The 25,147-nt window shown below is 69.0% G+C and carries 29 protein-coding genes and 1 tRNA gene; 16 read left to right on the forward strand and 14 right to left on the reverse strand.

Features of this window, described 5'->3' with window-relative positions:
- The first annotated feature begins 9 nt into the window (after nt 1–9).
- Nucleotides 10–336, forward strand: a complete 327-nt coding sequence (locus tag ACSHWB_RS14925; protein ID WP_439662623.1) for a hypothetical protein — start codon at nt 10–12, stop codon at nt 334–336.
- Here ACSHWB_RS14925 and ACSHWB_RS14930 read toward each other — a convergent pair.
- Nucleotides 320–1,141, reverse strand: a complete 822-nt coding sequence (locus ACSHWB_RS14930; RefSeq protein ID WP_439662624.1) for a serine hydrolase domain-containing protein — start codon at nt 1,139–1,141, stop codon at nt 320–322. The two genes, ACSHWB_RS14925 and ACSHWB_RS14930, sit on opposite strands and share 17 nt — an antisense overlap.
- Before the next feature lie 23 nt (nt 1,142–1,164).
- On the opposite strand from ACSHWB_RS14930, the gene ACSHWB_RS14935 reads away from it, so the two are divergent.
- On the forward strand, nt 1,165–2,076 hold the full coding sequence (locus tag ACSHWB_RS14935; protein ID WP_439662625.1) for a ribonuclease Z: 912 nt from the start codon (nt 1,165–1,167) through the stop codon (nt 2,074–2,076).
- Here ACSHWB_RS14935 and ACSHWB_RS14940 read toward each other — a convergent pair.
- The gene (locus ACSHWB_RS14940; protein WP_439662626.1) at nt 2,021–2,878 is read right to left on the reverse strand and encodes an NAD-dependent epimerase/dehydratase family protein; all 858 of its coding nucleotides are present in this window, start codon (nt 2,876–2,878) and stop codon (nt 2,021–2,023) included. The two genes, ACSHWB_RS14935 and ACSHWB_RS14940, sit on opposite strands and share 56 nt — an antisense overlap.
- 66 nt (nt 2,879–2,944) lie before the next feature.
- On the opposite strand from ACSHWB_RS14940, the gene ACSHWB_RS14945 reads away from it, so the two are divergent.
- Complete coding sequence (locus tag ACSHWB_RS14945) at nt 2,945–3,154, forward strand: hypothetical protein (RefSeq protein WP_382442340.1); 210 nt, start codon at nt 2,945–2,947, stop codon at nt 3,152–3,154.
- Nucleotides 3,155–3,346: 192 nt separating this feature from the next.
- Here the strand turns inward: ACSHWB_RS14945 and ACSHWB_RS14950 are convergent, their stop codons facing one another.
- On the reverse strand, nt 3,347–3,487 hold the full coding sequence (locus ACSHWB_RS14950; RefSeq protein WP_360047934.1) for a hypothetical protein: 141 nt from the start codon (nt 3,485–3,487) through the stop codon (nt 3,347–3,349).
- 33 nt (nt 3,488–3,520) lie between these two features.
- On the opposite strand from ACSHWB_RS14950, the gene ACSHWB_RS14955 reads away from it, so the two are divergent.
- Entirely contained in the window at nt 3,521–4,759 is a 1,239-nt protein-coding gene (locus ACSHWB_RS14955; protein ID WP_439662627.1) for a hypothetical protein, read from the forward strand.
- Between the two features lie 6 nt (nt 4,760–4,765).
- Here the strand turns inward: ACSHWB_RS14955 and ACSHWB_RS14960 are convergent, their stop codons facing one another.
- Nucleotides 4,766–5,524, reverse strand: coding sequence for a hypothetical protein (locus tag ACSHWB_RS14960; RefSeq protein ID WP_439662628.1), 759 nt, complete (start codon nt 5,522–5,524; stop codon nt 4,766–4,768).
- Nucleotides 5,525–5,586: 62 nt separating this feature from the next.
- Between ACSHWB_RS14960 and ACSHWB_RS14965 the strand changes: the two genes are divergently transcribed.
- Together ACSHWB_RS14965 and ACSHWB_RS14970 are read left to right on the forward strand one after the other, a co-directional pair.
- Nucleotides 5,587–6,792: a DNA cytosine methyltransferase gene (locus tag ACSHWB_RS14965; RefSeq protein WP_439662629.1), complete on the forward strand. Its 1,206-nt coding sequence runs from the start codon at nt 5,587–5,589 to the stop codon at nt 6,790–6,792.
- A gap of 314 nt (nt 6,793–7,106) precedes the next feature.
- On the forward strand, nt 7,107–8,315 hold the full coding sequence (locus tag ACSHWB_RS14970; protein ID WP_439662630.1) for a thioester domain-containing protein: 1,209 nt from the start codon (nt 7,107–7,109) through the stop codon (nt 8,313–8,315).
- A 79-nt stretch (nt 8,316–8,394) separates the two neighbouring features.
- Here ACSHWB_RS14970 and ACSHWB_RS14975 read toward each other — a convergent pair whose 3' ends face one another.
- Nucleotides 8,395–9,708 carry a BNR-4 repeat-containing protein gene (locus ACSHWB_RS14975; RefSeq protein WP_439662631.1) on the reverse strand — a complete coding sequence of 438 codons (1,314 nt, stop codon included), beginning with the start codon at nt 9,706–9,708 and terminating at the stop codon, nt 8,395–8,397.
- A 189-nt stretch (nt 9,709–9,897) separates the two neighbouring features.
- Between ACSHWB_RS14975 and ACSHWB_RS14980 the strand changes: the two genes are divergently transcribed.
- The 4 genes from ACSHWB_RS14980 to ACSHWB_RS14995 all read left to right on the forward strand — a co-directional run bounded on the left by ACSHWB_RS14980 (nt 9,898) and on the right by ACSHWB_RS14995 (nt 11,796).
- Nucleotides 9,898–10,068, forward strand: coding sequence for an antitoxin (locus ACSHWB_RS14980; protein ID WP_439662632.1), 171 nt, complete (start codon nt 9,898–9,900; stop codon nt 10,066–10,068).
- Nucleotides 10,069–10,710, forward strand: coding sequence for a putative glycolipid-binding domain-containing protein (locus ACSHWB_RS14985; protein ID WP_439662633.1), 642 nt, complete (start codon nt 10,069–10,071; stop codon nt 10,708–10,710). It abuts the gene before it with no gap.
- An 83-nt stretch (nt 10,711–10,793) separates the two neighbouring features.
- Nucleotides 10,794–11,624: a Scr1 family TA system antitoxin-like transcriptional regulator gene (locus ACSHWB_RS14990; protein ID WP_439662634.1), complete on the forward strand. Its 831-nt coding sequence runs from the start codon at nt 10,794–10,796 to the stop codon at nt 11,622–11,624.
- Nucleotides 11,625–11,637: 13 nt separating this feature from the next.
- Nucleotides 11,638–11,796, forward strand: a complete 159-nt coding sequence (locus tag ACSHWB_RS14995) for a DUF397 domain-containing protein (protein WP_439662635.1) — start codon at nt 11,638–11,640, stop codon at nt 11,794–11,796.
- Here ACSHWB_RS14995 and ACSHWB_RS15000 read toward each other — a convergent pair.
- Together ACSHWB_RS15000 and ACSHWB_RS15005 are read right to left on the reverse strand one after the other, a co-directional pair.
- Nucleotides 11,793–13,892: a DPP IV N-terminal domain-containing protein gene (locus tag ACSHWB_RS15000; RefSeq protein WP_439662636.1), complete on the reverse strand. Its 2,100-nt coding sequence runs from the start codon at nt 13,890–13,892 to the stop codon at nt 11,793–11,795. The genes ACSHWB_RS14995 and ACSHWB_RS15000 overlap by 4 nt on opposite strands.
- Before the next feature lie 28 nt (nt 13,893–13,920).
- Nucleotides 13,921–14,520, reverse strand: a complete 600-nt coding sequence (locus ACSHWB_RS15005; protein ID WP_439662637.1) for a hypothetical protein — start codon at nt 14,518–14,520, stop codon at nt 13,921–13,923.
- Nucleotides 14,521–14,707: 187 nt separating this feature from the next.
- Between ACSHWB_RS15005 and ACSHWB_RS15010 the strand changes: the two genes are divergently transcribed.
- Nucleotides 14,708–15,418 carry a helix-turn-helix domain-containing protein gene (locus tag ACSHWB_RS15010; protein ID WP_439662638.1) on the forward strand — a complete coding sequence of 237 codons (711 nt, stop codon included), beginning with the start codon at nt 14,708–14,710 and terminating at the stop codon, nt 15,416–15,418.
- A gap of 2 nt (nt 15,419–15,420) precedes the next feature.
- Here the strand turns inward: ACSHWB_RS15010 and ACSHWB_RS15015 are convergent, their stop codons facing one another.
- Genes ACSHWB_RS15015 through ACSHWB_RS15035 form a run of 5 tightly spaced genes read right to left on the reverse strand, consistent with a single transcriptional unit; the run spans nt 15,421 to nt 22,095 of the window.
- Nucleotides 15,421–16,605 carry a thiolase family protein gene (locus ACSHWB_RS15015; protein WP_439662639.1) on the reverse strand — a complete coding sequence of 395 codons (1,185 nt, stop codon included), beginning with the start codon at nt 16,603–16,605 and terminating at the stop codon, nt 15,421–15,423.
- 19 nt (nt 16,606–16,624) lie between these two features.
- Nucleotides 16,625–18,343, reverse strand: coding sequence for a hypothetical protein (locus ACSHWB_RS15020; RefSeq protein WP_439662640.1), 1,719 nt, complete (start codon nt 18,341–18,343; stop codon nt 16,625–16,627).
- Between the two features lie 19 nt (nt 18,344–18,362).
- Nucleotides 18,363–19,907: a hypothetical protein gene (locus ACSHWB_RS15025; protein ID WP_439662641.1), complete on the reverse strand. Its 1,545-nt coding sequence runs from the start codon at nt 19,905–19,907 to the stop codon at nt 18,363–18,365.
- A 9-nt stretch (nt 19,908–19,916) separates the two neighbouring features.
- Entirely contained in the window at nt 19,917–20,864 is a 948-nt protein-coding gene (locus ACSHWB_RS15030; protein WP_439664601.1) for a prephenate dehydrogenase, read from the reverse strand.
- Between the two features lie 25 nt (nt 20,865–20,889).
- A complete protein-coding gene (locus ACSHWB_RS15035) occupies nt 20,890–22,095 on the reverse strand; it encodes a M20 metallopeptidase family protein (protein ID WP_439662642.1) in 1,206 nt (401 codons plus the stop codon).
- Nucleotides 22,096–22,155: 60 nt separating this feature from the next.
- Between ACSHWB_RS15035 and ACSHWB_RS15040 the strand changes: the two genes are divergently transcribed.
- The 5 genes from ACSHWB_RS15040 to ACSHWB_RS15060 all read left to right on the forward strand — a co-directional run bounded on the left by ACSHWB_RS15040 (nt 22,156) and on the right by ACSHWB_RS15060 (nt 24,238).
- Nucleotides 22,156–22,644 carry a tRNA adenosine deaminase-associated protein gene (locus tag ACSHWB_RS15040; RefSeq protein ID WP_439662643.1) on the forward strand — a complete coding sequence of 163 codons (489 nt, stop codon included), beginning with the start codon at nt 22,156–22,158 and terminating at the stop codon, nt 22,642–22,644.
- A gap of 14 nt (nt 22,645–22,658) precedes the next feature.
- Nucleotides 22,659–23,090, forward strand: a complete 432-nt coding sequence (locus ACSHWB_RS15045; protein WP_439664602.1) for a nucleoside deaminase — start codon at nt 22,659–22,661, stop codon at nt 23,088–23,090.
- A gap of 32 nt (nt 23,091–23,122) precedes the next feature.
- A tRNA-Ser gene (locus ACSHWB_RS15050) sits at nt 23,123–23,207 on the forward strand.
- A gap of 176 nt (nt 23,208–23,383) precedes the next feature.
- Nucleotides 23,384–23,710, forward strand: a complete 327-nt coding sequence (locus tag ACSHWB_RS15055; RefSeq protein ID WP_439662644.1) for a hypothetical protein — start codon at nt 23,384–23,386, stop codon at nt 23,708–23,710.
- Between the two features lie 72 nt (nt 23,711–23,782).
- Nucleotides 23,783–24,238, forward strand: coding sequence for a hypothetical protein (locus tag ACSHWB_RS15060; RefSeq protein WP_439662645.1), 456 nt, complete (start codon nt 23,783–23,785; stop codon nt 24,236–24,238).
- 6 nt (nt 24,239–24,244) lie between these two features.
- Here ACSHWB_RS15060 and ACSHWB_RS15065 read toward each other — a convergent pair whose 3' ends face one another.
- Complete coding sequence (locus tag ACSHWB_RS15065) at nt 24,245–24,373, reverse strand: hypothetical protein (RefSeq protein ID WP_439662646.1); 129 nt, start codon at nt 24,371–24,373, stop codon at nt 24,245–24,247.
- Between the two features lie 2 nt (nt 24,374–24,375).
- Nucleotides 24,376–25,146, reverse strand: coding sequence for a maleylpyruvate isomerase family mycothiol-dependent enzyme (locus ACSHWB_RS15070; RefSeq protein WP_439662647.1), 771 nt, complete (start codon nt 25,144–25,146; stop codon nt 24,376–24,378).
- Between the last annotated feature and the right edge of the window lies 1 nt (nt 25,147).

A 25,147-nucleotide genomic window follows, 5' to 3' on the forward strand; every position in this document is an offset into this window, starting at 1 on the left:
AGTGGCGGCGTGGAGCAGCGGGAGATCATGCAGCGGGCGCTCGGCGTCCTGACGCTCACCTACGACGGCGCCGGGTCCAACGACTACCTGCGGATGGCCCTCAAGTCGTTGCAGGAGGGCGTGTTCAGCTACGAGGTCAAGGTCGACGGCGAGCTGAACGAGGCGGGCGCGCAGGCACTCAAGCAGGCGATGGACCAGGTGCTGTCGCAGTTCGGCTGGTTCACCGCGGGGCTGCTCTACGCCTTCCACGGCGTCGCGCAGGCGTACGAGAACGACTACGAGGACGCCGACGTGCAGGAGATCCTCCGGCAGCTCGCGCTCAGGCTCGCCGACTGACCAGCTCCGCGCGGACGCCGTCGGAGAACGGCGTCCACGCCTCGACGGCCCACGGCCCGAAACGCAGGTCCGTCAACGCGACGCAGGCGGACGAGATCTCCGGGTCGACCCACAGGAACGTGCCGGACTGGCCGAAGTGGCCGAAAGTGCGCGGCGAGAAGGAATTCCCGGTCCAGTGCGGCGATTTCGAGTCGCGGATCTCGAAACCGAGCCCCCAGTCGTTCGGTTTCTGCATGCCATAACCGGGAAGCACGCCGTTCAACCCGGGAAAAACAACCGAGGTCGCCTCGGCCACCAGACCGGGGGACACCAGCTGTGGCGACAGCAGCTCGGCGGCGAACAACGCCAGGTCAGCGGCACAGGACTCGGCACCGGCCCCGGCGGAGCCGACCAGCGCGGAGGACTTCATCCCCAGCGGCGCGAAAACGGCCTCGTGCAGATAAGTCGCGAACGGCATTTCGCACGCCTCGCCGACAAAAGTGGCCAGCACGTCGAACCCGGCGTTCGAGTAGATCCGGCGAGTACCGGGAGCGGCCTGCACTTCCGGTTTGTCGAACGCGTATCCCGCGGTGTGCGCGATCAAATGCCGCACGGTCGAACCCTCGGGCCCGGCCGGCTGGTCCCACTCGACCGCACCTTCCTCGACGGCCACCAGCACGGCGTACGACGTCAGCAGCTTCGTGACGGACGCCAGCGGGAACACGCGCTGTTGATCGCCCAGCGAGCCGGCCACGCCGTCAGGGGCCACCACGGCCACCGCCACGTTCTCGACAGGCCACGACGCCGCCACTTCCACGCTCCGCATGGGGCAGACGTTAACGTCAGGGGGTGACAGTCCGGGAACTGATCGTCCTGGGAACGGCCAGCCAGGTTCCCACCCGCCAGCGCAACCACAACGGCTATCTGCTCAGGTGGGACGGCGAGGGCTTCCTGTTCGACCCCGGTGACGGCAGCCAGCGGCAGCTGCTGCGATCGGGCGCCGCTGCGAGCGACATCACCCGGATCTGCATCACGCACTTCCACGGCGACCACTGCCTCGGCGTCCCCGGCATCGTCCAGCGGCTGTCCCTGGACCGGGTCCCGCACACCGTCCACGCGCACTACCCGCAGTCCGGCGCCCACTTCTTCGAACGCCTCCGCTACGCCAGCGCCTTCTACGACGCCGCGGACATCAAGGAGGTCCCGGTCGTCGACGACGGCGAGATCGCCAACGGCAAGTTCGGCACGCTGGAGGCCTACCGCCTCGACCACGGCATCGACAGCGTCGGCTACCGCCTGGTCGAACCGGACGGCCACCGCATGCTCCCCGAGAAGCTGAAGGAGCACGGCATCGCGGGCCCGCAGGTCCGCGCTCTCCAGGCCCAGGGTGAGCTGGACGGGGTCAAGCTCGCGGACGTCAGCGAACCGCGCAAGGGCCAGCGGTTCGCGTTCGTCATGGACACCAGGCTCTGCGACAACGTCTTCGAGCTCGCGGACAACGCCGACATGCTCGTGATCGAGTCGACCTACCTCGCCCGCGACACCAAGCTCGCCGGCGACCACGGCCACCTCACCGCCCAGCAGGCCGCCCGCGTCGCGCGGGACTGCCGGGTCCGCAAGCTGGTCCTCACGCACTTCTCCCAGCGCTACGAGGACCCCGCCGAGTTCCTCGCGGAGGCCGCGGCGGAGTTCGACGGGGAGATCGTCATCGCGAAGGACCTGGACCGGGTGCCGGTGCCGAAGCGAGCCACTGGTCCCTGACGATCTCCGTCAGCGCCGACGAACGGGGCTCCCAGCCCAGCGCTCGCAGCCGCGACGAGTCGGCCCGCAGTGAACGGATCTCCCCGGCGTGGGCGGGCTTCCAGGTGACGTCCACGGCCCGTCCGGTCACCTCGGCGACGGCGTCCAGCACGTCCCGCACCGAGGCCGCGGTCGCGCCGACGTTGTAGACCGCCGACTCGCCGACCGTGCAGGCCTCCAGAGCCACGACGAAGGCGGCGGCGACGTCGCGCACGTGCACGAAGTCCCGCACGGCCCCACCGTCGCCGTAGACCTCCATCCCGGGCACGGTTCCGGCGGCGCACGCGACAGCCCGGGTGATCACCCGAGTGGTGTCCGTGTCACCACCTCCAGCGACGTTGAACAAACGGAGAGTGGTCGCCCCGACCTGTCCGGACTGCGCTGCCCACGCCACGAGGTCCTCCGCGGCGGCCTTGGAGGCGGCGTAGGGGGAGGAGGGTTCCCGAACCGAGTCCTCGGTCAGCACGGCCTCGGCCGGCCGGTACACCGTGCCAGTCGAGGCGAGCAGGAATCGTTGGCCCTTCAGGGCTTTGAGCAGATTGAGCGTCCCGCCCACGTTCGTCTCGTAGTACGAGATCGGATCCTGGAACGACTCGCGGACACGGGCGACGGCGGCCAGGTGGATGACGGCGTCCACATCGGTCAACTCGAACGGCTCTGAGAGCCGCTGACGCGACGAAACCGGTTCATGACCATGAACCAGCAGCTCACGCACCACAGCCCTGCCGACATACCCAGTGGCACCGGTCACTAGAACTCGCACAAGTTGACCCTAAAGGTCGACGGAGACTGCGCCGATAACACACGAGTGAGTTACCCCCATCGCGCTGTGCACACGAGCATCGCCGGACTCCTGCACGATCACGCCGTGCACGAGTTCAAGCGGCAGGAGTTCCTGCGCAACGTGGCTGAGATCGTGGGAGCCGCACCCGCACCCCAGCCCGCAGAGCTCACGGCGCCGTTGCCGTCGATCAACCCGAAGCGCAGCTTCCTCAACCGCGTTGACCAGGTCCTTCGGGACGCGGCACGCTCGCTGTAGGCAGCGAGATCATCAGCTGATCCACACCTTGCCGGGCCCGCGCCGACGGGCCCGCCGCAAGATTCATCCGGCCGTTGCCGGACCGTGCTTCGACACACATACCGGGTGGCTCTACGCTACGCGTCACCCGGCGATCGCCGGTCACGTCCTCCGCTTCTCTTAAGCGAGTTTTCGGCGATGAATCATGTCCTCTCAGCGCTCAACGAGCGCCTCGGCAGGTTGTTCGGTGACCGGCTGGTAGTTCTGGCCGGTGGCACGCGTCTGGCTAAGCGCGCGCATGAGCTGCATACGCTCGGCGCTCGCCATACGCTCGTGCTCGATACCGACGATCATGCCCCGCTGCATGATTCGGAGATCGCCCGTTGGGTGTCGCTGGGCATCAAGGGCAGCCTGGTCGCCGTCGAGCAGCGCCGTCTGGGCAAGCTGCTGACGAAGCCGGGCGCCGAGGTGAAGGCGATCCTGAGCGACTTCGACCCCCGCGGTGAAGCCGTCGTGATCAGCACGCCCTACAACGAGATCAGCTCGTTCCAGGGGCGTCCGGTGCTCAACGCCCGGCAGCACGACTGGGTCGAGCTGGAGAACAAGACCACCATCGACGCGCTCTGGGACGAGCTGTCCGCCCGGCGCGCGCCCGCGATGGTGTTCGACCTCGACTTCGAACGTCTCTGGGGCGCCTCGGAGATCCTGGACCGCGGCGCCGGCGTCGTCTGGTCCGGCGACGGCCCCGCGATCAACGGCGGCGCGAACTTCGTGCGCCGCGTGCGGTCGTACGAGGAGGCCAAGGAAGCCTTCGACGTGCTCGCACCCAAGTGCGACCAGGTCCGCGTGATGCCGTTCCTGGAAGGCATCCCGGTCAGCGTGCACGGCATCGTCTTCCCGGACGGCACCGCCGTGCTGCGCCCGATCGAGATGGTCGTGCCGCGCCGCCAGGGCCAGGCCAAGTTCCTCTACGCGGGCTGCGCGTCGTTCTACGACCCGCCCGTGTGGATCCGCGACGAGATGCGCAACCTGGCCCGCCGCGTCGGCGAGCACCTGCGCGAGACCGTCGGCTACCGCGGCACGTTCACGCTGGACGGCATCGCGACCGAGGACGGCTTCCTGCCGACCGAGATCAACACCCGCTACGGCGGCGCGATGGTGTGCTTCGAGGACGCCGTCCCGACGCTGCCGCTCGCGCTGGTCCAGGTCGCCCTCGTGGCGGGCTGGGACCTGGACGTCTCCTCCATGGAGTTCGAGGAGCTCGTGCTGCAGGCCGCGGACAACCACCGCGCCGGTGCCGTGGGCGCCAACGTCCGCGCCGTGCAGCCGACCGAGGTCGACGAGCGCCGCGTGATCTTCACCGGCTGGGCCTGCCGGCTCGCGCACCCCGAGGAGGCCGCGCACGCGACGCTGCGGCTGAGCCCGTCGCCGATCGGCGGCCGTCTCGACCTCGACCTGCACCGCGAGAACATGCCGGTGGGCGCCCCCGTGGCGGCACTGACGGTCGCGGCGTTCGCGCTCGCGGACCAGGAGTGGGGCACGGGGCTAGGCGCCCTGGAACCCGCCATCGCGGTCGAGGACGGCCAGCCGGTCGAGGAGTCGTTCGAAGAGGCCGTCACCGCCTGACAGGCGTTACCAGGCGCCCTCGTCGCCGTACGCGGAGATGAGGGCGAACCGGTAGCCCATCAGGGCAGCGGCGACCTCACGGGGCTGGTGCGCAGGACGCACCAGCCCTTCGCCGAGCACCTTCGGCAGGTCCACGCCCAGCAGCTCGGGCGAGTCCTTCAGCAGCGCCACGGCGATCTCGGCGGCGTCCGCGAGCATCTCCTCGCCCGGCAGCTCGGTCATGTCGAAGATCAGGCCGTGCACGAACGAGGGCAGCTTCTCCGGCACCGCGCAGGCCAGCGCGACCAGGCACGCGACCCGTTCGGACGCGAGCGCCTCGAAGATCTTCGGCGCACCCTGGGCGACGGCGTGCCGGGTCTGCGTCAGCCAGTCGGGGGCGGTGCGCGGCAGCTCACGGCCGAGGGCGTTCCACCTGCGGTGCGTGCGGCGACCGTCCTCGGTGAACCCCTTGCCCGCCAACGCCATGGCGGCCAGCAGGAAGATCACCCGGTCCCGCACGTCGCCGGCGACCTTGTACGAGGCTCCCAGCTCCACCAGGAACGGCACCGTGCAGAACGAGGCCTCGGACACCGTGTCCTCGGTCAGCAACCGTTCCGCGAGCTGTGAGAGCGCGTTCTGCCGTTCTTCCTCGCTGGGGTCCATCAGGGAGCGCAGCAGGCGGGGCACGCGACCGGCGCCACCCCGGCCGTCGTAGACCTCGCTCCAGGAAATCCTGTCGAGCCCGCGCAGCGGGTCAGGCCGTTGCCAGGCGCGCGGCAGCTCCATAGGCGGGAAAGGTACGGGATGTCAGGGAAAGGACCTCGGCGCCTCGCCCGTACGATCTCGCCGTGTCCTTCTCGGTGGCCGACATCTTCTCGGGTGCGGGCGGCATGAGCTTCGGCTTCCACGCCCACCGCGACTTCCGGGTCGTGGGTGCCGCCGACGCGCAGATCGGCAAGCCCAGTTCCAAGTTGGGTTCGTTGCGCTGCAACGACACCTACCGCGTGAACATCGGCGTCGACCCGCTGGAGGTCGACCTCGGGAGGGTCTCGCCCGCGGCGTTGCGTGAGGTCTGGGGCCTCAAGCGCGGCGAACTGGACGTGCTGCTCGCGTGCCCGCCGTGTTCGGGCTTCAGCCGCATCACCTCGCAGAACCACCTGCGCGACGACCCGCGCAACTCCCTCGTGGGCCGCATCGCGGTGTACGCGCAGGAGCTGCGCCCGAAGGTCGTGCTGATGGAGAACGCCCGCGAGCTCGTCAAAGGCAAGCAGCGCCACCACTTCGACAGCCTCGCCGAGGAGCTCACCCGGATCGGCTACTCGGTCTGGGGCGGCACGCACATGCTGTCGCGGTTCGGCCTGCCGCAACTGCGCGAGCGGACGCTCATGGTGGCGGTCGACGGCGGCCTGCCCCTGCTCACGCTGGACGACCTGTGGGCGGGCAGGGTCATCCGCCCGTCCGCCGTCACGGTCCGGCGGGCGATCGGCAAGCTGCCGGTCGTCGAGGCCGGCGTGGCGGACCTGGAAGACCCCATTCACGTCTCGCCGACCTTTTCCCAGGACCGCAGTCTCGAACGAATGCGTGCGATTCCCGCGAACGGCGGATCGTGGGCTGATCTGCTCCGCTCACCGGAGACCGCCCAGTTGTTGAATCCTGCACAACGCAAGATCGTCGAACAGCAGAACTGGGGTTCGCACCCCGATGTGTACGGCCGGTTGTGGTGGGACGAACCGGCCCGAACGATCAAACGGGAATGCGGCCACGTCGGGAACGGGCGTTATGCCCACCCCGTCCAGCACCGCCTGTGCACGGTCCGCGAGATGGCGCTGCTGCAAGGGTTCCCGCGCCAGTTCCGCTTCGACGTGTCGATTCTCGGGAACGCGTACCGGCACGTGGGCGACGCCGTTCCGCCGTTGATCGCCTACCAGTTGGCCGGTCTCACCAAGTGGATTCTCACCGGTGACCGCCCGGAACCCAAGGAGATGTGCCTGCGGGGCACTTCCCTGCGTCCAGGGGACATTCGACCTGCAGAAGTTACCGAAATGGTGGCGTAGGTCGTTGAACCGCCAACGGTGATCATCCGTAGCGGGATGCACTCATCAGATAACTGTTCAGCAACGAATTTAACGTCACCTGACGGAACGAATGCATCGCAACCCTATCCACTGTGGACTTCGGGAGTATGTTTCCGCAGCTCACTGTGGGTGGGTGATGGTCTCCTTACCTCACCCATACGTGTGTCACCCCATCGGATAACGTCCCGCTCGCTTCCTGTCGGTTCAGTGTCGATGACGACGTGCCGACCGTCCGACGGATGACTGACTTCCCGCCGCGTTCGGGCCTAACTTCAGTGAGCAAGAGGAGACCCATGGCTTCCCGGTTCAGGATCGGCGCCGCGCTGCTCGGCGCGACCGTCGCCCTCACCCTCTCGGCCCTTCCGGCCCAAGCCGAAGTCAAGATCACCCCGGACCGGGGCGGCCAGGAGCAGGGCCACGACGTGTGGCTCAAGTCGGCCGACGCGGAGCCGAAGTTCAAGAAGGAGGGCACCTCGGTCATCAAGCTCCGCATCGAGGACGACAAGGACCGCTCCAACGTCCTCGCCTACTGCGTCGAGCTGCCGACCCCGCTTCAGGACGGTGACGTCCTCCGGGAAGTTCCCTGGAAGGACCACCCCGGCTCCGGCACCAAGTTCAAGGAGAACGCGGGCAAGATCCTCTGGATCCTGAACCGCTCCTACCCGAACAAGCCGGTCAAGGACGTCGGCGACACGTTCAAGATCAAGGACCTCGACAAGAAGGACGTCATCGCCGCCACGCAGGCCGCGCTCTGGCACTTCTCCGACAACTTCGGCCTCGACGTCGACAACAAGAAGAACGACCCGCAGGTCGTCGAGCTCTACAAGAAGTTCATCGGCGAGGCCACTCCGGAGGAGGAGGTCAAGCCGACTCTGTCGATCGACCCCGCGTCCGTCGAGGGCAAGCCCGGCCAGAAGCTCGGCCCGTTCACGGTCAAGACCACGGCTGTCGAGGTCAAGCTGACCGGCAACCTGCCCACCGGCGTCACGATCGTCGACAAGAACGGCACTCCGCTCGAGGTCAAGCAGAAGGCCGACGGTCTCTCGATCAAGGGCCTGGAGAACGTCACCGAGTTCTACGTGAACGTTCCTGAGGGCACCGCCGACGGCGAGGCCACCTTCAAGCTGTCGGCCCAGGCCGACATCGCCGTGGGGCGCCTGTTCATCGCCAGCAAGGGCGACAACACGGACGTCGCGCAGTCGCTCGTCGTCGCGCAGCCGCAGAAGGCCAAGGTCGAGAAGGACGCCAAGGCGTCCTGGAAGGCCGGCGTCGTGCCGCCCACCACGACCACGACGACCGCCACCACCACGACCACCACCACGACGCCGGAGACCACCACTCCGACCACCTCCACCACCCCGGCCAACCCGGCTCCGGGTGGCGGCGAGGACCTCGCGTCGACCGGTGCGTCGATCCTGTGGCCGCTGCTCGGCGGTCTGGTCCTCGTCGGCGCCGGTGTCGGTGCGCTGTTCGTGGTCCGTCGCAAGAAGGCCGGCGCCTGATCTAGGCCGCTAGCCCCCCAGACGAACGCCCCCTGGTTCCGCGCCGGAGCAGGGGGCGTTTGCCTGTCCTCAGCACGACCTACCGGCGGGTGAAGCCCGCCACGGAGATGTCGCCGTCGGCGATCGCGACGTCCCGGTTGGACGAAGCACCGGAGAAGATCGCGCGGGCCGGGTCGCGGAAGTTCTCCACGATCTCGACGCGCTGCACCGGCTTGGCCGTCGGGATGACGGTCTCCGGCGACCAGAAACGACCCAGCCGCACCAGGTACGTGTTCACGTTCGGCTTGCCGTCCTCGGTCGCGTAGACCCGCCAGGTGAACAGGTCGACCTTCTCGACCTCACGGGTGCGCAGTCCCCGTGCGACCTCCTTGGTCTCCCAAGCGCGGCCGTTCCAAGTGGACAGGTAGTTGTGCAGCGGGCCACCGGCCTCGTCACCGGAGAACCACAGCAGGAACGGCTGCCCCAGCGTCGTGCCCACCTGCTGGATGTAGTCGGGCGACTTCACGTTGTTCGGCAGGGTCAGCGGGGTCTCCGCGACCTTCAGGTGCTTCTCCTGGTCGGCGTCGTCGATCTGGGTGCCCAGGTCCTTGCCGGACGCCGAGTAGAAGTGCCGGTTCTGCGGGTCGAACCACGTGTAGTAGATGTTGCGGTGGTAGCGGTCGTGCTTGTTGCCCTCGGGACCACCGCCCGCGAGCGTGTAGACGATCCGCACGCGGCCGTTGTCCTCCTGGCGGAGCTGGCCGATGTAGATCTCGTTCATGTTGTCCGCGCGGGACGTCGAGCCGATCGCGAACCGGTCACCGGTCAGGTCCGTGGAGGTCTTCCACGTCTTGCCGTTGTCCTTGGACACCACGTAGAGCATCGGACGCGTGTCCGTGGGCGTGGTGCCGTCGAGGTCGCGGGTCGTCTCGCGGTAGAAGACGTAGATCGTGCCGTCGCGCGTGACGAACGGCATCGGGTAGGTCGCCGCGTTCTTCGAGATCAGGGTCTCTTCCCAGACGCCGTCGGCCGAGTTCGGCTGGGGCGAACGGGACATGCGCAGCTCGATGTTGTGCATGCCGCGGAAGATCAGCAGATGCCCGTCCCCGGCCTGGACCATGGTCGGGTAGTTGTGCGCGTCCGAAGCACCGTCCGCGATCCGGTTGGGCGTCGACCAGGTGGACTTGCGGTGGTCGTACGACTGGACGTAGCTGTCCTCGTACTGACCCGCCCACGAGATGAACGTCTTGCCGGCCTTCTTGTCGTAGACCCCACCGGCGACCGGACGCCGGTCACTGCGGGCCGCGACGCTCGAGGCCGTGGTCGTCACCGTGAACTTCGCTTTCCCCTGAACATCGGCCGTGGCGTTGGCCGAGGGGACCGCGACGAGCGGCAACAGCAGTACTGCGGACATAACTCCACGCAGGAGCCGTGTCATGCAACTTCCTCCTGGTTCTGACCGCGACGGCGGCCGACCAGGCGGCGGTAGCCGACATCTTCGTTGTCACCGAGCCGACTTGTCCAGGCGCAGTTAGCGTGATCGCTGGCTATCACCACGCGGGGCCCACTCGGGTACCCTGCGTCAGGGACGAAGGAGCATCACATGAACTTCGACGAGATCAAGAACAAGGCCCTGGACCTGGCCGAGCAGAACCACGAGAAGGTCGACCAGGGCATCGACGCCGCGGCGGACTTCGTCGCAGGCAAGTTCGGTCACGAAGAGCAGGTCGACTCGGTTGCCACGAAGATCAAGGACATCCTTCCAGGTGGATGAGTGAACTCCTTCAACGCCACTGACGCGGGGCGGGTCACCTCCACCGGAGAGACCCGCTCTCCTTCTGCCCGCAGGCCAGAGATGATCACCTGGCAGGGCATCCACGAGCCGCGCCTCGAGCAGGTCCGCCTGCTCCTGTCGAGCGACCAGCGCCTCCGCGCGTCCGGCCGTCTCGTCGCCGCCGGCCCCGACGAGCAGTTCAACGCCTCCTTCGAGGTGTCCGTGGGCGAGAGCGGCCAGGTCAACAGGCTTCTCCTGCGCACGGCCACCGTGCTGGAGGAACGCCAGTGCTCCCTGTCCCGCACCGAGGACGGTGCCTGGCTGGTGGACCACGGCCAGGGCAGCAAGCGCGAGACGTTCAACGACGCTTTGGACGTCGACGTGCAGTTCGCCGTGCTGTTCAACGCCATCCCGATCCGGCGCCTCGGTCTACACCGCGAGCCGGGCGAGCACGCGCTGCCCGTCGTGCGGGTGTCGCTGCCGGACCTGTCGGTGAAGGCCGTGACCCAGACCTACAAGACGGTGTCCGTGGGGGACGACGTCTCGGTGGTGCGGTTCAAGAGCGGTGGGTTCGAGCAGAACGTCAAGGTCGATCCCAACGGCCTGGTGCTCGAGTACCCGCTGATCTCGAAGCGGATTTAGAACCGCTCCAAGAAGTACTTCCTTCGTGGCGAGTCGGGTCCAAGCGATGGAGGAGCGGGGTTCCGGGGTTCTAGCTTCCGACCATGCCGAAACGATTTTCGAGCGTGGTCGGCCGCTCCTTCGGTGACGGCGTCCGTGCTGTCATCGAGGCCACCGGTATGCCGCAGTGCAGGATCGCCGAGTTGCTCGACTTCGAGCAGGCCAAGGTCTCCGACCTGGTGAACGGCAAGGGCGGGGTCAGCGAGGTCGAGCTGGCGATGCTCCTGGGCCTCTGTCAGACACCGCCGGACGACGCTCGTCACCTGCTCGCCCTCTACCGGGAGTCGCGGGAGAAGGGCTACCTCGTCTTCCCCGAAGACGGGATTCCGGACCAGGTGCGGTCGCTCGTGGACCAGGAACGCCTCGCCAACGAGATCACGATGTGGTCGATGAACGTGATCCCCGGTCCTCTCCAGATCCCTGGTTACGTCGCCGCTCTCATCGAGCGCTCCGCCAGAGCGAAGACCATCAACGTCGCAGACGTCCTCGCCGCGAAAGCGGCGCGGCAAGCGATCTTCCACCACAGCAGGCAGTTCGTCTTCTACATGCACGAACAGGCGCTCCGCCTGCCCGTCGGCGATCCCGGGTTGATGCAGGAGCAACTCCTCCACCTGCTCGCCATGAACAACCGGACCTACATCACCGTGCGAGTCGTGCCGATCGCCTTCGGGGCGCATGCCGGCCTCTCCGGTTCCTTCCAGCACCTCAGCTACGCGAAGTACGAGCCGGTGGTCTTCACCGAGACCGAGAACACCAGCCTCTTCGTCGAGGACAAGGCATCCATCACCAAGTACACCGACCTGATCAAGTTGCTCGACCTCCAAGCGCTCGGTGCGGAAGAATCGAAGGGGCTGATCACCAGCATCTTGGCTTGAGGAGGCCCTCGGCATGTCGATCTGGCGGAAGAGCAGCTACAGCCCGGTGAACGACTGCGTCGAGGTCGGTCACGGTGTCGGCATCCGCGACAGCAAGGCGCCGACCAAGCACCTGCCCGTGTCGGACAAGGCGTGGTCGGCGTTCCTCATTGAGGTCAAGGCCGGTCGCTAGACCATCTCTCCCAGCACCTCGGGGTCGATGACGATCGGCGCCGGCCGGTAAGCGGGCGGCTCGACCCCCATCAGCGCTCGCACGAGGAAGTCCCAGGCCTTCGCCCGCACGTAGGTCATCCGGTCGAGGAACAGGTGCTCGGCCCCAGGCACGATCACCAGCTCGAACTCCTTGCCGGCGGCGATCAACGCGTCCGCCAGCCGCAGCGAGTGGTCCGGGTGCACGGTGTCGTCCAACTCGCCGTGCACGAGCAACAGCTTGCCCTCCAACCGGTCCGCGATCTCGACGTTCGAGGCCCGCTCCCACGCCGAAGGGTTGTCGGCGCCGTCGACGTTCTCGGCCCAGCCCAGCCCGATGCACCGGGCGTCGTGCGAGCCGGACAGCGCGACACCGGCCCGATAGGTCTCCGGGAAGGTGAGCATCGCCCGTCCCGCAGCGAACCCGCCGCCGGAGTGGCCCATCACGCCGACTCGGGAGAGGTCCATCCACGGCCGGGTCGAGGCCAGTTCGTGCAGGGCCGCGACGTGGTCGACCAGCCCGCCCGCGTCGGCGAGGCTGCCTTGGAGGAACGCTGCCGAACGGCCCGGCGTACCGCGTCCGTCCAGGGCGACCACCACGAAACCGAGTGCTGCCAACGGTTCCGCGTCCATGCCCATGCCGCCGGGGTCGAAGCACGGCTCGACGCGGTTGACCTGCGGGCCGGGGTAAACGCTGTCCACCACCGCATAACTGGCGGTCGGGTCGAAGTCGCGCGGCTTGTAGAGCACGCCGTAGATGTCGGTGGTGCCGTCGGCCGCCTTGACGCGGAAGCGTTCCGGAGCGGTCCAGCCCGTGGCGAGCAACCGGCTGATGTCGGCCTGCTCCAACGAGACCAGCACTTCGCCGCTCCAGGAACGCACGACGGTCACCGGCGGCGTGTCCACAGTGGACGCCGAGTCGATGAAGTACGAGCCGTCCGGCGAGACCGTGACGACGTGGTCGAGCGAGTCGTCCGTGACGATCGCGAACCCGGTGCCGTTCAAGCCGACGCGGCACACGGTGCGCCGGTACGGGTCCTCAGCCACGAGCCCGGACGCGCTGAAGTACACGACGCCGTCGGAGACGTGCAGGATCTCGCGGACCAGCCACTGGCCCGTGGTGACCTGCCCCAGCAGTTCGCCTGTGTGCAGGTCGTAGCGGTAGAGGTGGCCCCAGCCGTCGCGCTGCGAGAACCACAGCACCTCGTCGGCCAGCACGCGGACGACGGGCGCGCCGTAGATCAGCTGGTTGGGGCCGACACGGGTGGAGCCCGTCTCGCTGATCACGACCCGGACCTCACCGGTCGAAGCGTCCATCCGGTTCAGGGTCAGGGTGTGCTGGTCGCGGGGACGCGAGAGGAAGTAGACGGCCGTGCTGTCCTCGGACCACCACGCCCAACCGGCCATGATCGGCGAGAACTCCGGCATGAGCAGCGGTTCGCACTGGGCGTGGATTGCCTTACCTGCCGCGATGTCGAACACGACCAGCTCGGCGAGAGGCATGTGCTCGTCGCCGGGGTAGGCGTAGTGCTGGGTGTGCGTCACGGGCGCGCCGCCGTCGGCCGGGCGTGACTCGATGAGGTGGGTCTGGCGGACGTTGCGCTGGTCGGTGCGGTGGGCGAGCACCTTGGACGAGTCCGGGGACCAGGCCAGTGCGGGCGGCATGTGCGGCAGGCCGAACTTGCGCATCAGCGTGCCGTAGCTCATGGCGTCCGGGCCGTAACCGTAGCCATAGCCCGGGACACCGTCCGAGGTCAGCGCCCACTCGCGGTCTTCGGACCGCGCCCACAGGTCGTGGCCGCGACGCGAGACGGCGACCTTGCCGTCGGGGGAGGTGACCTCCAGCGGGTTGCCCGGCGCCGCGACGAACGGCATCGGGTCGAAGCCGGGGGTGCGGGTGCCGGCGGCGGGGTCGACCACGACGAACTGGCGGTCCGCCCCGTCGCGGAGCTGGTACCAGAACCGGTTGCCGTTCTCGATCCACTGTGGACGGACCTTGTCGCCGACGACCAGTTCGCCTGGAGCGGCGGGACGGCGGAGGAGTTGTTCTGCTGCTTGGTAGTTGGCGTCGGTGATCACGGTTTCTCCCCAGTGCGTTGAAAGGTGTTCAGAGGCTGCGGGCGGTGATGTCGCCGTACGACGTGGTGGCGCGGATGGTGATGTCGGTCGTGCCGTCGTTGCGCAGCGAGTTGGTGACGCGACCGTGGGAAGTGCCGGCGTCCAGTGCGGCCGAGAGTCCGGAGGCGACGGTGATGTTGCCCTTCTGGGTGGTGATGTCGGCGGAACCGTTGAGGCGGCCGACCGTGACGTCACCGGCCTGCGTCGAGAGGCGGACGTTGGCGGCCTCGTCGATCTTGATGTCGCTCTGCGCCGCCTCGAAGGCGATGTCGCCGAGCCTGCCGACACCGCGGAACTCCGCGCTCGCCGCCTTCGCCTCGACGCGGGAACCCGCGGGCAGCTGGACGGTGACCTCGACGGAACCGGACGAGCCGAGGATCTTGTTGCCCGCCTCGGCCGTGATGCGCAGGACGCCGTCGGCGAAGTCGACTCGGATCTTCTCGGCGGCCTTCACGTCGCGGCTCTGCGAGGCGTTGGCCGGCAGGACCTCGACGGCGGTGTCGGCGCGGTCGGCGGCGATGAACTGGACGCGGCCGGCGGGGATGTCGAGGACGGCGGCGATGGGGGCGGGGGTGGTGAAGGTCTGCATCTCAGGCTCCTGTGGCTCGGTGTTTCTGATAGGCGAAAAGCTACGTTGCGTTTCGAGATTCGAGCAACGAGTTCGTTGCGATGGAAACCAGTAATAGCAGCTCAAAGCCATAAGATCGTTGCAACGGGTTGTAGATCTAATGCAACGCGCGTTGCAATGAGATGTGGGTGAACGCTATGGTCTGCGCATGCCAGGAGGTCGACTCACCCAGCAGGAACGCCGCCAGATCGCCCTGGGCCTGGCCGACGGCCTCGCCTACGCGGAGATCGCGAGGAACCTCGACCGGCCCACCTCGACGGTCACGCGCGAGGTGATGCGCAACGGAGGTCCGGCCGGCTACAAGGCCGACATCGCCCAGCTCACCACGGAACGCCGTGCCCAGCGGCGCAAGCAGTCCGCGCCGCGACGGCAGGTGGTCGAGCGGGCGGACGGCCGTGACCTGGAGGCGGTGCGGGAGTTCGAGGAGCTGTTCTCCGGCATCTTCATGGGCCAGGGCCTGTCGAAGATGCCGGCGAGGGCGCTCGCGAGCCTCTACGCGACCGACTCCGGCAGCCTCACCGCGTCAGAACTGGTGGGGCACCTGCAGGTCAGTCCTGCGTCGGTCTCGAAGGCCATGTCCTACCTGGAGGACCAGGGCCTGATCGGGCGCGTGCGCGACGAACGCCGCCGCGACCACTACGTCGTCGACGAAGGCGACATCTGGTACCAGTCGATGATCGCCAGCGCCGCCGGCACCACCAGGCTCGCCGAGGCCGCGCGACAGGGGTCCGGCGTGCTCGGCTCCGGCACCCCTGCCGCCGTCCGGCTGGAGAACATCGCGCGGTTCCTCGACTTCGTCAGCGAGAGCATCGTGCGCGCCGCCGAGCAGGCGCGCGACATCCTGCACTCGAAGGACTAGGACTAGACCCGCACCGCCACGGCCACACCTTGGCCGACGCCGACACAGGCGGCCGCGATGCCGACGCCGCCACCACGCTGCCGCAGGTGGCGGCACAGGTCGATGATCACGCGCGGCATCGAGGCGCCGAGCGGGTGGCCGTAGGCGATGGCGCCGCCGTGGACGTTGACCTTCTCCCTGTCGATCTCGGGAAGGTGGTGCACGACGGACAGGGCCATCGCCGCGAAGGCCTCGTTGATCTCCCACAGATCGACGTCGGTCGCCTCGATGTGCAGGCGCTTCAACAACTTCCGGATCGCCGACACGGGCGCGATCGTGAACCGGTGCGGCTCCTCGCCGGTGGTCGCCGACCCGAGCACCTCGCCGAGCGGCTCGACGCCCAGTTCGGACGCGATCGCCTCCGTGCCGAGCAGAGCGGCCAGGGCGCCGTCGTTCAACGGCGACGCGTTGCCCGCCGTCACCGACCCGTTCTCGGAGAACGCCGGCTTCAGCTTCGCGAGCTTCTCGATGCTCGTGTCGGCGCGGACGTTCTCGTCGCGCCGGACCGCCGTGCCGTCCGGCAGCTGCACGGGGAACGCGAACCCCTCGTGCACACCGGCGTCCCAGGCCGCGGCGGCGCGACGGTGCGAGCGGAGCGCGAAGTTGTCCATCTGGTCGCGGGTGATCCCGAGCTCGTGCGCCACGGTCTCGGCGGCCAGTCCCAGCGGCACGGTGTAGTGCTTGGGCATGCGCGGGTTCACGAGCCGCCAGCCCAGCGCCGTCGACACGGTCTCCAGCCGGTCGGGGAACGCCTTGTCCGGGCGGGCCGTCACGAACGGCGCCCGTGACATCCCCTCGACCCCGCCGGCCACGATCAGGTCGGCGTCCCCGGTGATCAGCGCACGGGCGCCCTGGATGATCGACTCGCCGCCGGAGGCGCACAGCCGGTTCAGCGTCACGCCCGGCACGGAGACCGGCAGGCCCGCCAGCAGCGCGGCCATGCGGGCGACGTTGCGGTTGTCCTCGCCGGCGCCGTTCGCGTCACCCAGCAGCACGTCGTCGATGCGGGCCAGGTCGAGCGACGGGTAGCGGCGCAGCAGGTCGACGATGGGCAGCGCCGCGAGGTCGTCCACCCGGATGCCGGAGAGACCTCCCCGGTACTTGCCGAACGGCGTGCGGGCGGCGTCGATGATCAGTGCGCGTGCCATGCGTCCCATCTTGGGCCATTCAGGCCTTGAGCAAAAAGGGAACGTAACCCGTCTCGGGGTGCACCTCTGAATCGGTGCTGAAGGCCTTCACCTCGACGGCGTGCGCTCCGGCGGTCATCGTCGCCGTGTTCAGTGAAATCCGCCACCGGCCTGCCGCGGCGGGTCCGTCGGCGGTCGTCGGCACGGTGGCGACGTGGTTGCCGTCGAGCCTGACCTCGAACCCCGCGAGGCCAGCCACGGCCGCGTCCAGTGCGCTGACGCGGATCTCCAGGACCACGCGGCCGCGGTCGAAGGCGGCGCCGTTCTCGATGGGCTGGCCGCCCGCGTCCAGTATCTCGGGGATCGGGTCGGCGAGCGCCGGTTTGGCGTCGACCAGGGGCGTGCCGGGCTGGCGCTGCGCGGTGGTCTTCGGCCCGGTCAGCTCGACGTCGGTGTGGGTGACCTGGATGCGTTCCTGCGTGACCAGCTGGACGTTCAGGTTGTCGGTGAAGGCCTCTTTGGGCAGGTCGGCGACGGCCGGGTACTCCGCGCCGGGCTTCCACGGCGTGCCCTCGATCGCCGGTCTGAGCGGCACCTCGACACCGTTGACCTTCACGGCGGTCATGGGCTCGCTCTCGCGCGACGGGATCATGGCGATGCGCAGCTGACCTGCGGTGACGTCCGCGATCGGGAGGGCGCTGGTGCTGGTCGGACCGTCCACGCGCACCTGCGGCGTCGGTCCGGCGAGCGGGGCGTCGGCCTTGGCGGTGCGGTAGCCGATCAGGTCGACGCCGGCGCGGATCCGGTCGCCCGCCAGCGCCGCGACGCCGACCAGTGCCGTCGCCTCACGCCACTGCGGCACGAACGGCGAGGTGGCGAGCACGTCGCCGTCGCGCACGACCTGGACGCCGGCGAGCGTCAGCACGACCTCCCAGCGCACGGTCACGCCCGGCAGCGCGGCCGGGACGGGCTTGACCGCCGTGCCGTTCGGGACGAGCTCGACGATCGAGTTGCCGGAGTTGTCGGTGGAGACCGTGGCGCGGATGGTGTTCGGCGGCACCGGCTCGCCCTGCACGCTGACCGGGCCAGGCACGAGGTCCAGCAGCAGCTTGCCGCCGGTGCTCGGGGCGTCTGTCTCGATCACGAGCCGGCTCTCGTCGTCGCCGCGGACGAACGGTGTGCGCGACCGGAGCGTCACCGCGCGGGTGCCGCAGCTGCTGCTGATCACGAGCCGGTCGTGGTCGTTCCCGTCGCCGCTGGTGGCGCGGGCGCAGTCGGTGCGCTTGGAGAGCCTCCACCGCTGCAGGTCCGGCTCGTCGGCGGCGTCGAAGCGGTCGACGAACGTGTACGGGGCGTTGTCGGCACGCGGGATGGCCTTGGTCCGGGCCGGCTGCGAGCGTTGACCGAACGAGTCGACCGCGCGGATCTCGATCTGCTGCTCGCGCTCGTTCTCCAGGCCGTTGAGCTGCGTGCCCGGCCGCGTGACGAGCTTGACCTTGTCGCCCCACCGCACCTCGTACGCCGGTGCCTCACCGAGCCAGTTGAGCTGGATCTTGTGGTGCCCGGCGCGCGCGACGACGTTGGTCGGCGTCGACGGACGGCTCTGCGGGCCGGGGACGAGTATCTGTTCGGCCGCGTACGCCTTGAGCTTCGTCGGCGGCGGGGGAGCGGTGGGCAGGTCGGTGCCGCCGGTGTCGCGCAGGACGATCACGCCCGCCACCAGCGCGAGGCCCGCGACAACGAGGACGACCCGCTTCATAGCGGTCACGCTAGGGCGTTCACCCCAGCTCGAACACGGTTTCCGCGATAACGGGTTCGCCACCGTCCGCCGGAAGGACGCTGAGCTTGAGCTGAGCGTTCGCCGCGGGGGCCAGTTTCTTGGTGTCGAGCCAGAACTCGTGCCTGCCGGGGACCGCGGAGCCCTGCTCGTTCGTGGGCAGCGAGACGATCCGCCTGCCGTCCAGTTCGAGCTCGATGCCCTTGTGCCCGATGGCGTTGACCTCGGCCGTGACGAGGATGCGTCCCTTGCGGGGCAACAACTGCGGGGACTTCGCGCCGTCCTCGTGCATGACGTGCAGCCGGGGAGCGCCTGTCTTGATGCCACCGGGCCGGTCCGCGAGCCGGGGCAGCGTGCCGGGGCGGCTCTCCGGCTTGCGGATGACCACGAGCTGGGCCTGCTGGGCGGCGACCTTCCCGGAGTTGAGCGGCACGTCGGTGACCTCGACCTGGCCCGCCTCCGGTTTGACGAGCTTCGCCGCCACGACGTCCTGCGGCAGCTGTACTTCCTGGTCGAGCGGGATGACCTCGGTGGGCACGACGCGTTCCGGCACGCCCCCGACGCCGAACGCGTCCAGGAACCCGCCGCCGTCGATGCGGATCCGCGGGTGCACCAGCCGTTCGCCGATCACGACGGGCTCGTAGGCGACCACGACACCGTCGCGCAACGCGACCACGGCGTCCGGCAGCACCCGCATCTCCCAGCGGTGCCGCACGCCCGCGACGAGTCCGGTCATCGGCGCGTCACCGAGGTCGACCTGCTTGGTGGTGCGGGGGAGCTCGGGGTCCGCGATGATCCGCGTGCCCTGCGTCGTGATGTCGAGGCTGACCGAGCCCTTCGGCTGCGCGTCGGTCTCCTTCAGGTACTGCCACGGGTCGGGCAGCAACGTCAGCCGCACGTGGCTCGACTCGACCGCGCCCGCGACGCTGATGATCGCCCGGCCGGTCGCCCCGTCGCTCGCCGGCACCCCGAACCGGATGGGCGTGTTCGACTGGAGGGCCGCCATCGGGCAGTCGACGTCGATGCGCTTGCTCGGCCCGAACGGCCTGAGGCCGAGACAGTCCGGCTCGGCCTCGATCCGCCACTTGCGCGGGTCGAGCGCCTCCGGCCCGTCGAAGCGGTCCGGCTGGCCGACGAGCTGGTCGTCCCACTTGCCGTTGTAGACGTCCTTGGGCGTCGCGGAGATCTTGAGCGGCTCACTGCGCTTGCCGGTGGCGCTGACCGCCCGGATCTCGACCTCGGTCGCGACGTCGGGGTTCAGCCCCGGCAGCTCGACCTCGGGACCGGGCACGAGCAGCTCGTTGCCGTTCCAGCGCACCTCGTAAGCCGAAGCCGAGCCGTTCCACGCGATCTGCAGCGCGTCCACGTCGAGCGCCTGAGCCCTCGGGTTGGCCGGCCTCGTCGGCTCCTGCAGCGCCACGACCTCGACGCCGTCGGCCACTTCCTTCTTGAGGGTGTCCGGCGCGTCACCGCTGCGGAGCGCCACGACGGCGGCAACGACGAGGGCGAGACCACCGAGTCCGCCGGCGAGCGTCCGTCGATCCACCGGGAGACCCTACGACGTTTCCGCTTGAGCGGTGCTGCCGTTCAGCCCAACCACATGTCCGCCGCGGGACCCGAGATTCCGCAGCGCCGCCAGTGCCCCCGGCTTGGTCAGGTCGATCGTGATCCGGGTGCGCTGAGGCTTGGTGACCAGCGCGTTGCGCCCCTCGTGACCAGCCTCGATCGTCTTGGCGAGCCCTCCGGTGGACGCGAGCGACCCGCGCGCGGCCCCCAGCCTGCCGAGCGCATCGTCGACCGCCGTCAGCAGCGCGTCCCGGTTCCCCTCGCACATGGCCCTGACGAGCTCGGGCCTGCTCCCGGCGACCCTCGTGCCGTCCCCGAAGCTGCCGGCCGCGAGAGCCATGGCGAGCGGTCCGCCATCAGCCCCGACCGCGGCCAGGATCGCGGCCATGATGTGCGGCAGGTGACTGATCCGCGCCACCGCCTCGTCGTGCTCCTCCGGCGTCGTCGGCACCACGTGCGCGCCGAGGTCGAGGGCGAGCTGGATGACGTCGTTGAGGTGGTCGTCGGCCTCCTCGGGCGTGACGACCCAGGCGGCGTCCCGGAAGAGGTTTGCCGTGCCCGCGTCCCACCCGCTCCTGCTCGTGCCGGCCATCGGATGTCCACCGACGAACCGCGCGGTCGGCGCGTACCGGTGCACGGCGTCGTGCACGGGCCCCTTCACGCTGGTCACGTCCGTGAGGCGGGTCTTCGGCGGAACCTTGCGCAGCAGGTCCGGCAGCGCGGGCAGCGGCACGGCGAGGACCACGAGCGCCTCGGGGTTCCGGCTGAGGGCCTCGTCCACCGACGTGATGTCGAAGCCCTCAGCGCGTGCCTTGTCCGCGTCCTCTTTGCTCGCCGTCGCACCCCACACCGTGCGCCCGGCAGCCTTGGCGGCCCGCAGCACGGAGCCGCCGATCAGTCCCAGTCCGATCACGCACACGTCTCGCACAGCGCCCATCATTCCGTGCGACGCGTCCACGTAACTAGCGGAGGGCGTCCAGCGCGAACGCCGCATACATGGCGACTCCGTGCTCCATGGCGGCCTCGTCGAACAGCACCCGGTTGGAGTGGTTCGGCGCGGCCTCCTCCAGATCGATCCCCCGAGGACAGGCCCCGAGGAACGCCAACGCCCCGGGAACCCGCTGCAACACGTAGGAGAAGTCCTCCGCGCCCATCAACGGATCCTGCATGGGCTCACTCCACGAAGCCCCCATCGCGGTGGCGGCCAGATCCACCACGTGCTGCCCGACAACGTCGTCGTTGACCGTCACCGGATACCCGGGAACGATGTTGACCTCGGCATGGCACCCATAGGCAGCGGCCGTGTGCTTGACGGCCTGCTTGAGCTCCTTGTGCACGAGCGCGCGAGTCTCCTCGGACAACGTCCGAATCGTCCCGTCCAACGTCGCCACCTCGGGAATGATGTTCGTGGTCGTGCCGGCGTTGATCTGCGCGACGGTCACCACCGCGGGCTGGTGAACGCTCACCCGCCGCCCGAGCATCGTCTGGATCGCCCCGACCATCGCGGCGGCCGCGGGCACCGGGTCCAGGGCGTTGTGCGGCATCGCGCCGTGCCCGCCGCGCCCCTTCACGTGCACGTGGAACGTGTCCGCGGACGCCATCATCGGGCCCGGCCGGCACGTCACCACGCCCGACTTCATGGTCGAGGTGATGTGCAGCGCGAACGCCTTCTCCACGCCGTCGTCGAGCAGGCCCTCCTCGATCATGTACCGGGCGCCGTGATGGCCTTCCTCGCCCGGCTGGAACATGAAGAGCACACGACCCTTCAACGAGTCACGCCGGTCCGCGAGCAGGCGGGCGGAGGCGGCCAGCATCGCCACGTGCGTGTCGTGGCCGCAGGCGTGCATGTTGCCGTCCACTTCGGACGCGAACGACAGGCCCGTCTCCTCCTGGAGCGGCAGGCCGTCCATGTCGCCGCGCAGCAGCACCGTCGGGCCCGGCTGGTCGCCCTCGAGCACCGCCACGACCGAGGTCGTCGACTCGCCCTTCGTGACCTTGACAGGCAACCCCTCCAGCGCGTGCAGGATGGCGGCCTGCGTCTTGGGGAGCTGAAGTCCCTGTTCAGGGTGCCGGTGGATCTGACGGCGCAGCGCCACCGTGCGGGGCTGCAGCGAACGCGCCCCTTCGAGCAGTCCGGCGAGTCGAGGGTCCGGCGTAGTTGTGCTCATCTCCCGATGGTGCCACCACCTCGGCTACCGGGAAGGTCGTCTGGGCCCTACGGTGTGCACATGACACAGCAGGAGCCGGTCAACGGCTTCGCGGTCGCGGTGGTCCGGGAGGACGGCCGCTGGCGGTGCAGCAGGATGGACAGCTCCGCGCTGTCGGAGCTGGACGCGGCGATCACGCAGCTGCGCCAACTGAGGTCCACCGGAGCCGTGTTCGGGCTTCTAGCCGTCGACGACGAGTTCTTCATCGTCCTGCGCCCCGTCCCAGGCGGCGTCGCCCTGCTGCTGTCCGACGCGGCGGCGGCCCTCGACTACGACATCGCCGCCGACGTCCTGGACCTGCTCCGCGTCGATCCACCGGACGAGGAGGACACCGAACTCTGGCCGGAGGGCGACCTCGGCGTCCTGGCCGACCTGGGCATGCCCTCGCACGAACTCCAGATCATCGTCGACGAGGTCGACCTCTACCCCGACGAGCAGCTCCAGATGGTCGCCCAGCGCATCGGCTTCATCGACGAGTTCACGAAGCTGCTCGACACGATCCAAGCGTGATCACCGCAGAGGACATGGTCCGCGCCGCCCTGAAAGCGGCCACGCGCGCCGGGACGGACGTCCCGATCGGCGCCGTCGTCTTCGCACCAGACGGCTCGGTCCTGGCCGAGGCCTGCAACGCACGCGAAGCCCTGGGCGACCCGACCGCGCACGCGGAGATCCTGGCGTTGCGCGAGGCCGCGTCGAAGTTCGGCGACGGCTGGCGACTCGACGGCTGCACCCTCGCCGTCACCCTCGAACCCTGCACGATGTGCGCCGGCGCGTTGGTGCTCGCCCGCGTCTCCCGTCTCGTCTTCGGCGCCTGGGAGCCCAAAACGGGTGCCGTGGCCTCGCTCTGGGACGTCGTGCGCGACCGCCGGCTCAACCACCGGCCGGAGGTGCAGGGCGGGGTGCTCGAAGCCGAGTGCGCTGACCTGCTCGAACGCTTCTTCCGGACCCAGCGTTAAGCCACCTGCGAGGGCTGTGTATTGTTCTTACCGGTGGCGTGTCCGAGCGGCCGAAGGAGCACGCCTCGAAAGCGTGTGAGGTGAAAGCCTCCGTGGGTTCAAATCCCACCGCCACCGCTGTTGAAGGGCCCCGGAGCGATCCGGGGCCCTTCTTGCGTTCCCGGGTCGTCTCGCCGCGCTGGAGCCCTGGCTGAGAACTCCCTGTCGGGACCTCTCCACATGTTGATCCTTCAACATTCTTCGGGTACTGCTGGGAACTGGGCGCAGAACGATCTACCCAGAAGGAGCGAAGGATGCGCAATGCGTTGACCCGCACCGTGATCGGCCTCGCGTCGGCCGTGGCACTGGCCGGAGTGGCGGCCACCCCGGCGACCGCCGCGCCCGCGGACCCCGAGACCGGGCTGTCGTTCTACGCCCACAAGGAGTTCAAGTTCATCAAGAACTTCCCCCAGCCCGACACCGGGTGCCACCTGGTGCCGGCCGGCGCTGACCTCCTGGTCGGCTGGAGCGACCTGACGAACGTCCTCGCCTACTCCACGCCCGACTGCAGCGGCCAGGCGTCGTCGCTGGGCACGCTGCGGAGCGTCGACTCCGGCGACGTGTCCTTCCGCACCGAGTAGCGGTTTCGAGCAGCGGGCCCCGGTAGCCGATCTCGGCTACCGGGGCCCTGACGTTTTGGTATGAATCGCGCCATGCAGACGCAGGTGTGGATCGCGCTCCTCTCGCTGACCGGCGTGCTGCTCGGCGGCGGTCTGTCCTCCCTGGTGCAGAACAGCGTGGCGCGGCGCGTCGAACGCAACGACGTGCGCCGCCAGAACGCCGAGCGCGCCACCGCCCGCCGTTCCGAACAGCTCGACCTGCTGCGCGAGTTCATCCGGGTCGCCCAGCGCGCGGAACGTGCCGCCGAGGACCGCGACGGCACGCCGGGCTGGAAGTCGTCGGCCCTGGACGCGGCCGACGAGTTGTGGGTGTGCGAACGGATGATCCACGTGCTGTTCGCGTCGTCCCTGCACGAACTGGCGCGCGCCTACGTGAAGGCCCTCGAGCACGTCCTCTGGCAGGAGCCCGCCGAGGGCACGCTGTGGGACCACCTCCGCCGGCCGAAGGTCGCGTTCCTCGACGCCGCGCGCGACGAGATGAGCCGATGAACGCGGTCAGAACCTCATCGCGTTGAGGAACTCCTTCAGGAGTGCGGCGTCGCCGTTCACTTCGAGCCCCGCGACCAGCAGCGAAGTCCCGGAAACGACGATGGCCAGGCGTTCCCGGTAGCTCAGCGACCCCATCGTCAAAAACGTACGCGCTCCAGCATCAGCGAGAGCAGGTCCGCGTCCCCGAACACCTCCAGTCCGTCGAGCGACCGCCGCCGGTACACGGCCAGCACCAGGTCGACGACAGGCCCGCGCAACGCCGCGGACGCCTTCGCGTGCCCCTCCGAGACGACCGGCGCCGGCCCGGTGAGATCGATCACGAACTCCGCCTCGACGTCCGTCGCGTGCAGGTGCACGGTCCCGGAACCGGCGAGCGGAGCGGTCTCCTCGGGCCACCGCTGGAACGCGTAGGGCAGGGCGAGACCGGTCCACTCGCGCAGCGTGTCCTGAGCGAGCTCCGGGTCCAGCTCGAACGGCAGGCCGAGCGCGTTCTGGACGTCCCACCTGTGGATCACGGTCTCGTGCGTCATGCGGCGCGACCACACGCGCGGGCCGGGGAAGCCGCCCAGCGGCGCGATCATCTCGTCCGGGTCGACCTCCCCGAGCACCTCGGACAACGAGGCGGCGCCCTCCCGCAACCACGGGATCAGCACGGACGGGGACTCACCCACATACGACTCCAGGAGCTGCGCGCCGTTGCGGGAGAAGTCGATCTCCGGAAGTCTGTCGCGGAGCATCGAGTCCGCCCAGCGGTGTGCGTGGCCGACGTGGCGGAGCAGTTGGTTGAGGGTCCAGTCCGGCGCTGATGGGACCTGAATGCCCAGGTCAGCGTCGTCCAGGGAGGCGACCAGCAGTTCGGTCTGGTTGATGATCTCGGCGCAGCGGCGCTCGTAGCTCGGTATCCCCACG

The organism is Lentzea sp. HUAS TT2 (assembly GCF_051853195.1).
In the GTDB taxonomy this organism is placed as follows: Bacteria; Actinomycetota; Actinomycetes; order Mycobacteriales; family Pseudonocardiaceae; genus Lentzea.

Excerpts from the sequence above, each read along its gene's own strand:
- ACSHWB_RS14930 (WP_439662624.1), bottom strand. The coding sequence starts at position 1,141 with ATGCGGAGCGTGGAAGTGGCGGCGTCGTGGCCTGTCGAGAACGTGGCG.
- ACSHWB_RS14950 (WP_360047934.1), bottom strand. The coding sequence starts at position 3,487 with ATGATCGTCGGTATCGAGCACGAGCGTATGGCGAGCGCCGAGCGTATG.
- ACSHWB_RS14960 (WP_439662628.1), bottom strand. The coding sequence starts at position 5,524 with ATGGAGCTGCCGCGCGCCTGGCAACGGCCTGACCCGCTGCGCGGGCTC.
- ACSHWB_RS14970 (WP_439662630.1), top strand. The coding sequence starts at position 7,107 with ATGGCTTCCCGGTTCAGGATCGGCGCCGCGCTGCTCGGCGCGACCGTC.
- ACSHWB_RS14975 (WP_439662631.1), bottom strand. The coding sequence starts at position 9,708 with ATGTCCGCAGTACTGCTGTTGCCGCTCGTCGCGGTCCCCTCGGCCAAC.
- ACSHWB_RS14980 (WP_439662632.1), top strand. The coding sequence starts at position 9,898 with ATGAACTTCGACGAGATCAAGAACAAGGCCCTGGACCTGGCCGAGCAG.
- ACSHWB_RS14990 (WP_439662634.1), top strand. The coding sequence starts at position 10,794 with ATGCCGAAACGATTTTCGAGCGTGGTCGGCCGCTCCTTCGGTGACGGC.
- ACSHWB_RS14995 (WP_439662635.1), top strand. The coding sequence starts at position 11,638 with ATGTCGATCTGGCGGAAGAGCAGCTACAGCCCGGTGAACGACTGCGTC.
- ACSHWB_RS15005 (WP_439662637.1), bottom strand. The coding sequence starts at position 14,520 with ATGCAGACCTTCACCACCCCCGCCCCCATCGCCGCCGTCCTCGACATC.
- ACSHWB_RS15010 (WP_439662638.1), top strand. The coding sequence starts at position 14,708 with ATGCCAGGAGGTCGACTCACCCAGCAGGAACGCCGCCAGATCGCCCTG.
- ACSHWB_RS15015 (WP_439662639.1), bottom strand. The coding sequence starts at position 16,605 with ATGGCACGCGCACTGATCATCGACGCCGCCCGCACGCCGTTCGGCAAG.
- ACSHWB_RS15020 (WP_439662640.1), bottom strand. The coding sequence starts at position 18,343 with ATGAAGCGGGTCGTCCTCGTTGTCGCGGGCCTCGCGCTGGTGGCGGGC.
- ACSHWB_RS15030 (WP_439664601.1), bottom strand. The coding sequence starts at position 20,864 with ATGGGCGCTGTGCGAGACGTGTGCGTGATCGGACTGGGACTGATCGGC.
- ACSHWB_RS15035 (WP_439662642.1), bottom strand. The coding sequence starts at position 22,095 with ATGAGCACAACTACGCCGGACCCTCGACTCGCCGGACTGCTCGAAGGG.
- ACSHWB_RS15040 (WP_439662643.1), top strand. The coding sequence starts at position 22,156 with ATGACACAGCAGGAGCCGGTCAACGGCTTCGCGGTCGCGGTGGTCCGG.
- ACSHWB_RS15045 (WP_439664602.1), top strand. The coding sequence starts at position 22,659 with ATGGTCCGCGCCGCCCTGAAAGCGGCCACGCGCGCCGGGACGGACGTC.
- ACSHWB_RS15055 (WP_439662644.1), top strand. The coding sequence starts at position 23,384 with ATGCGCAATGCGTTGACCCGCACCGTGATCGGCCTCGCGTCGGCCGTG.
- ACSHWB_RS15060 (WP_439662645.1), top strand. The coding sequence starts at position 23,783 with ATGCAGACGCAGGTGTGGATCGCGCTCCTCTCGCTGACCGGCGTGCTG.
- ACSHWB_RS15065 (WP_439662646.1), bottom strand. The coding sequence starts at position 24,373 with ATGGGGTCGCTGAGCTACCGGGAACGCCTGGCCATCGTCGTTTCCGGG.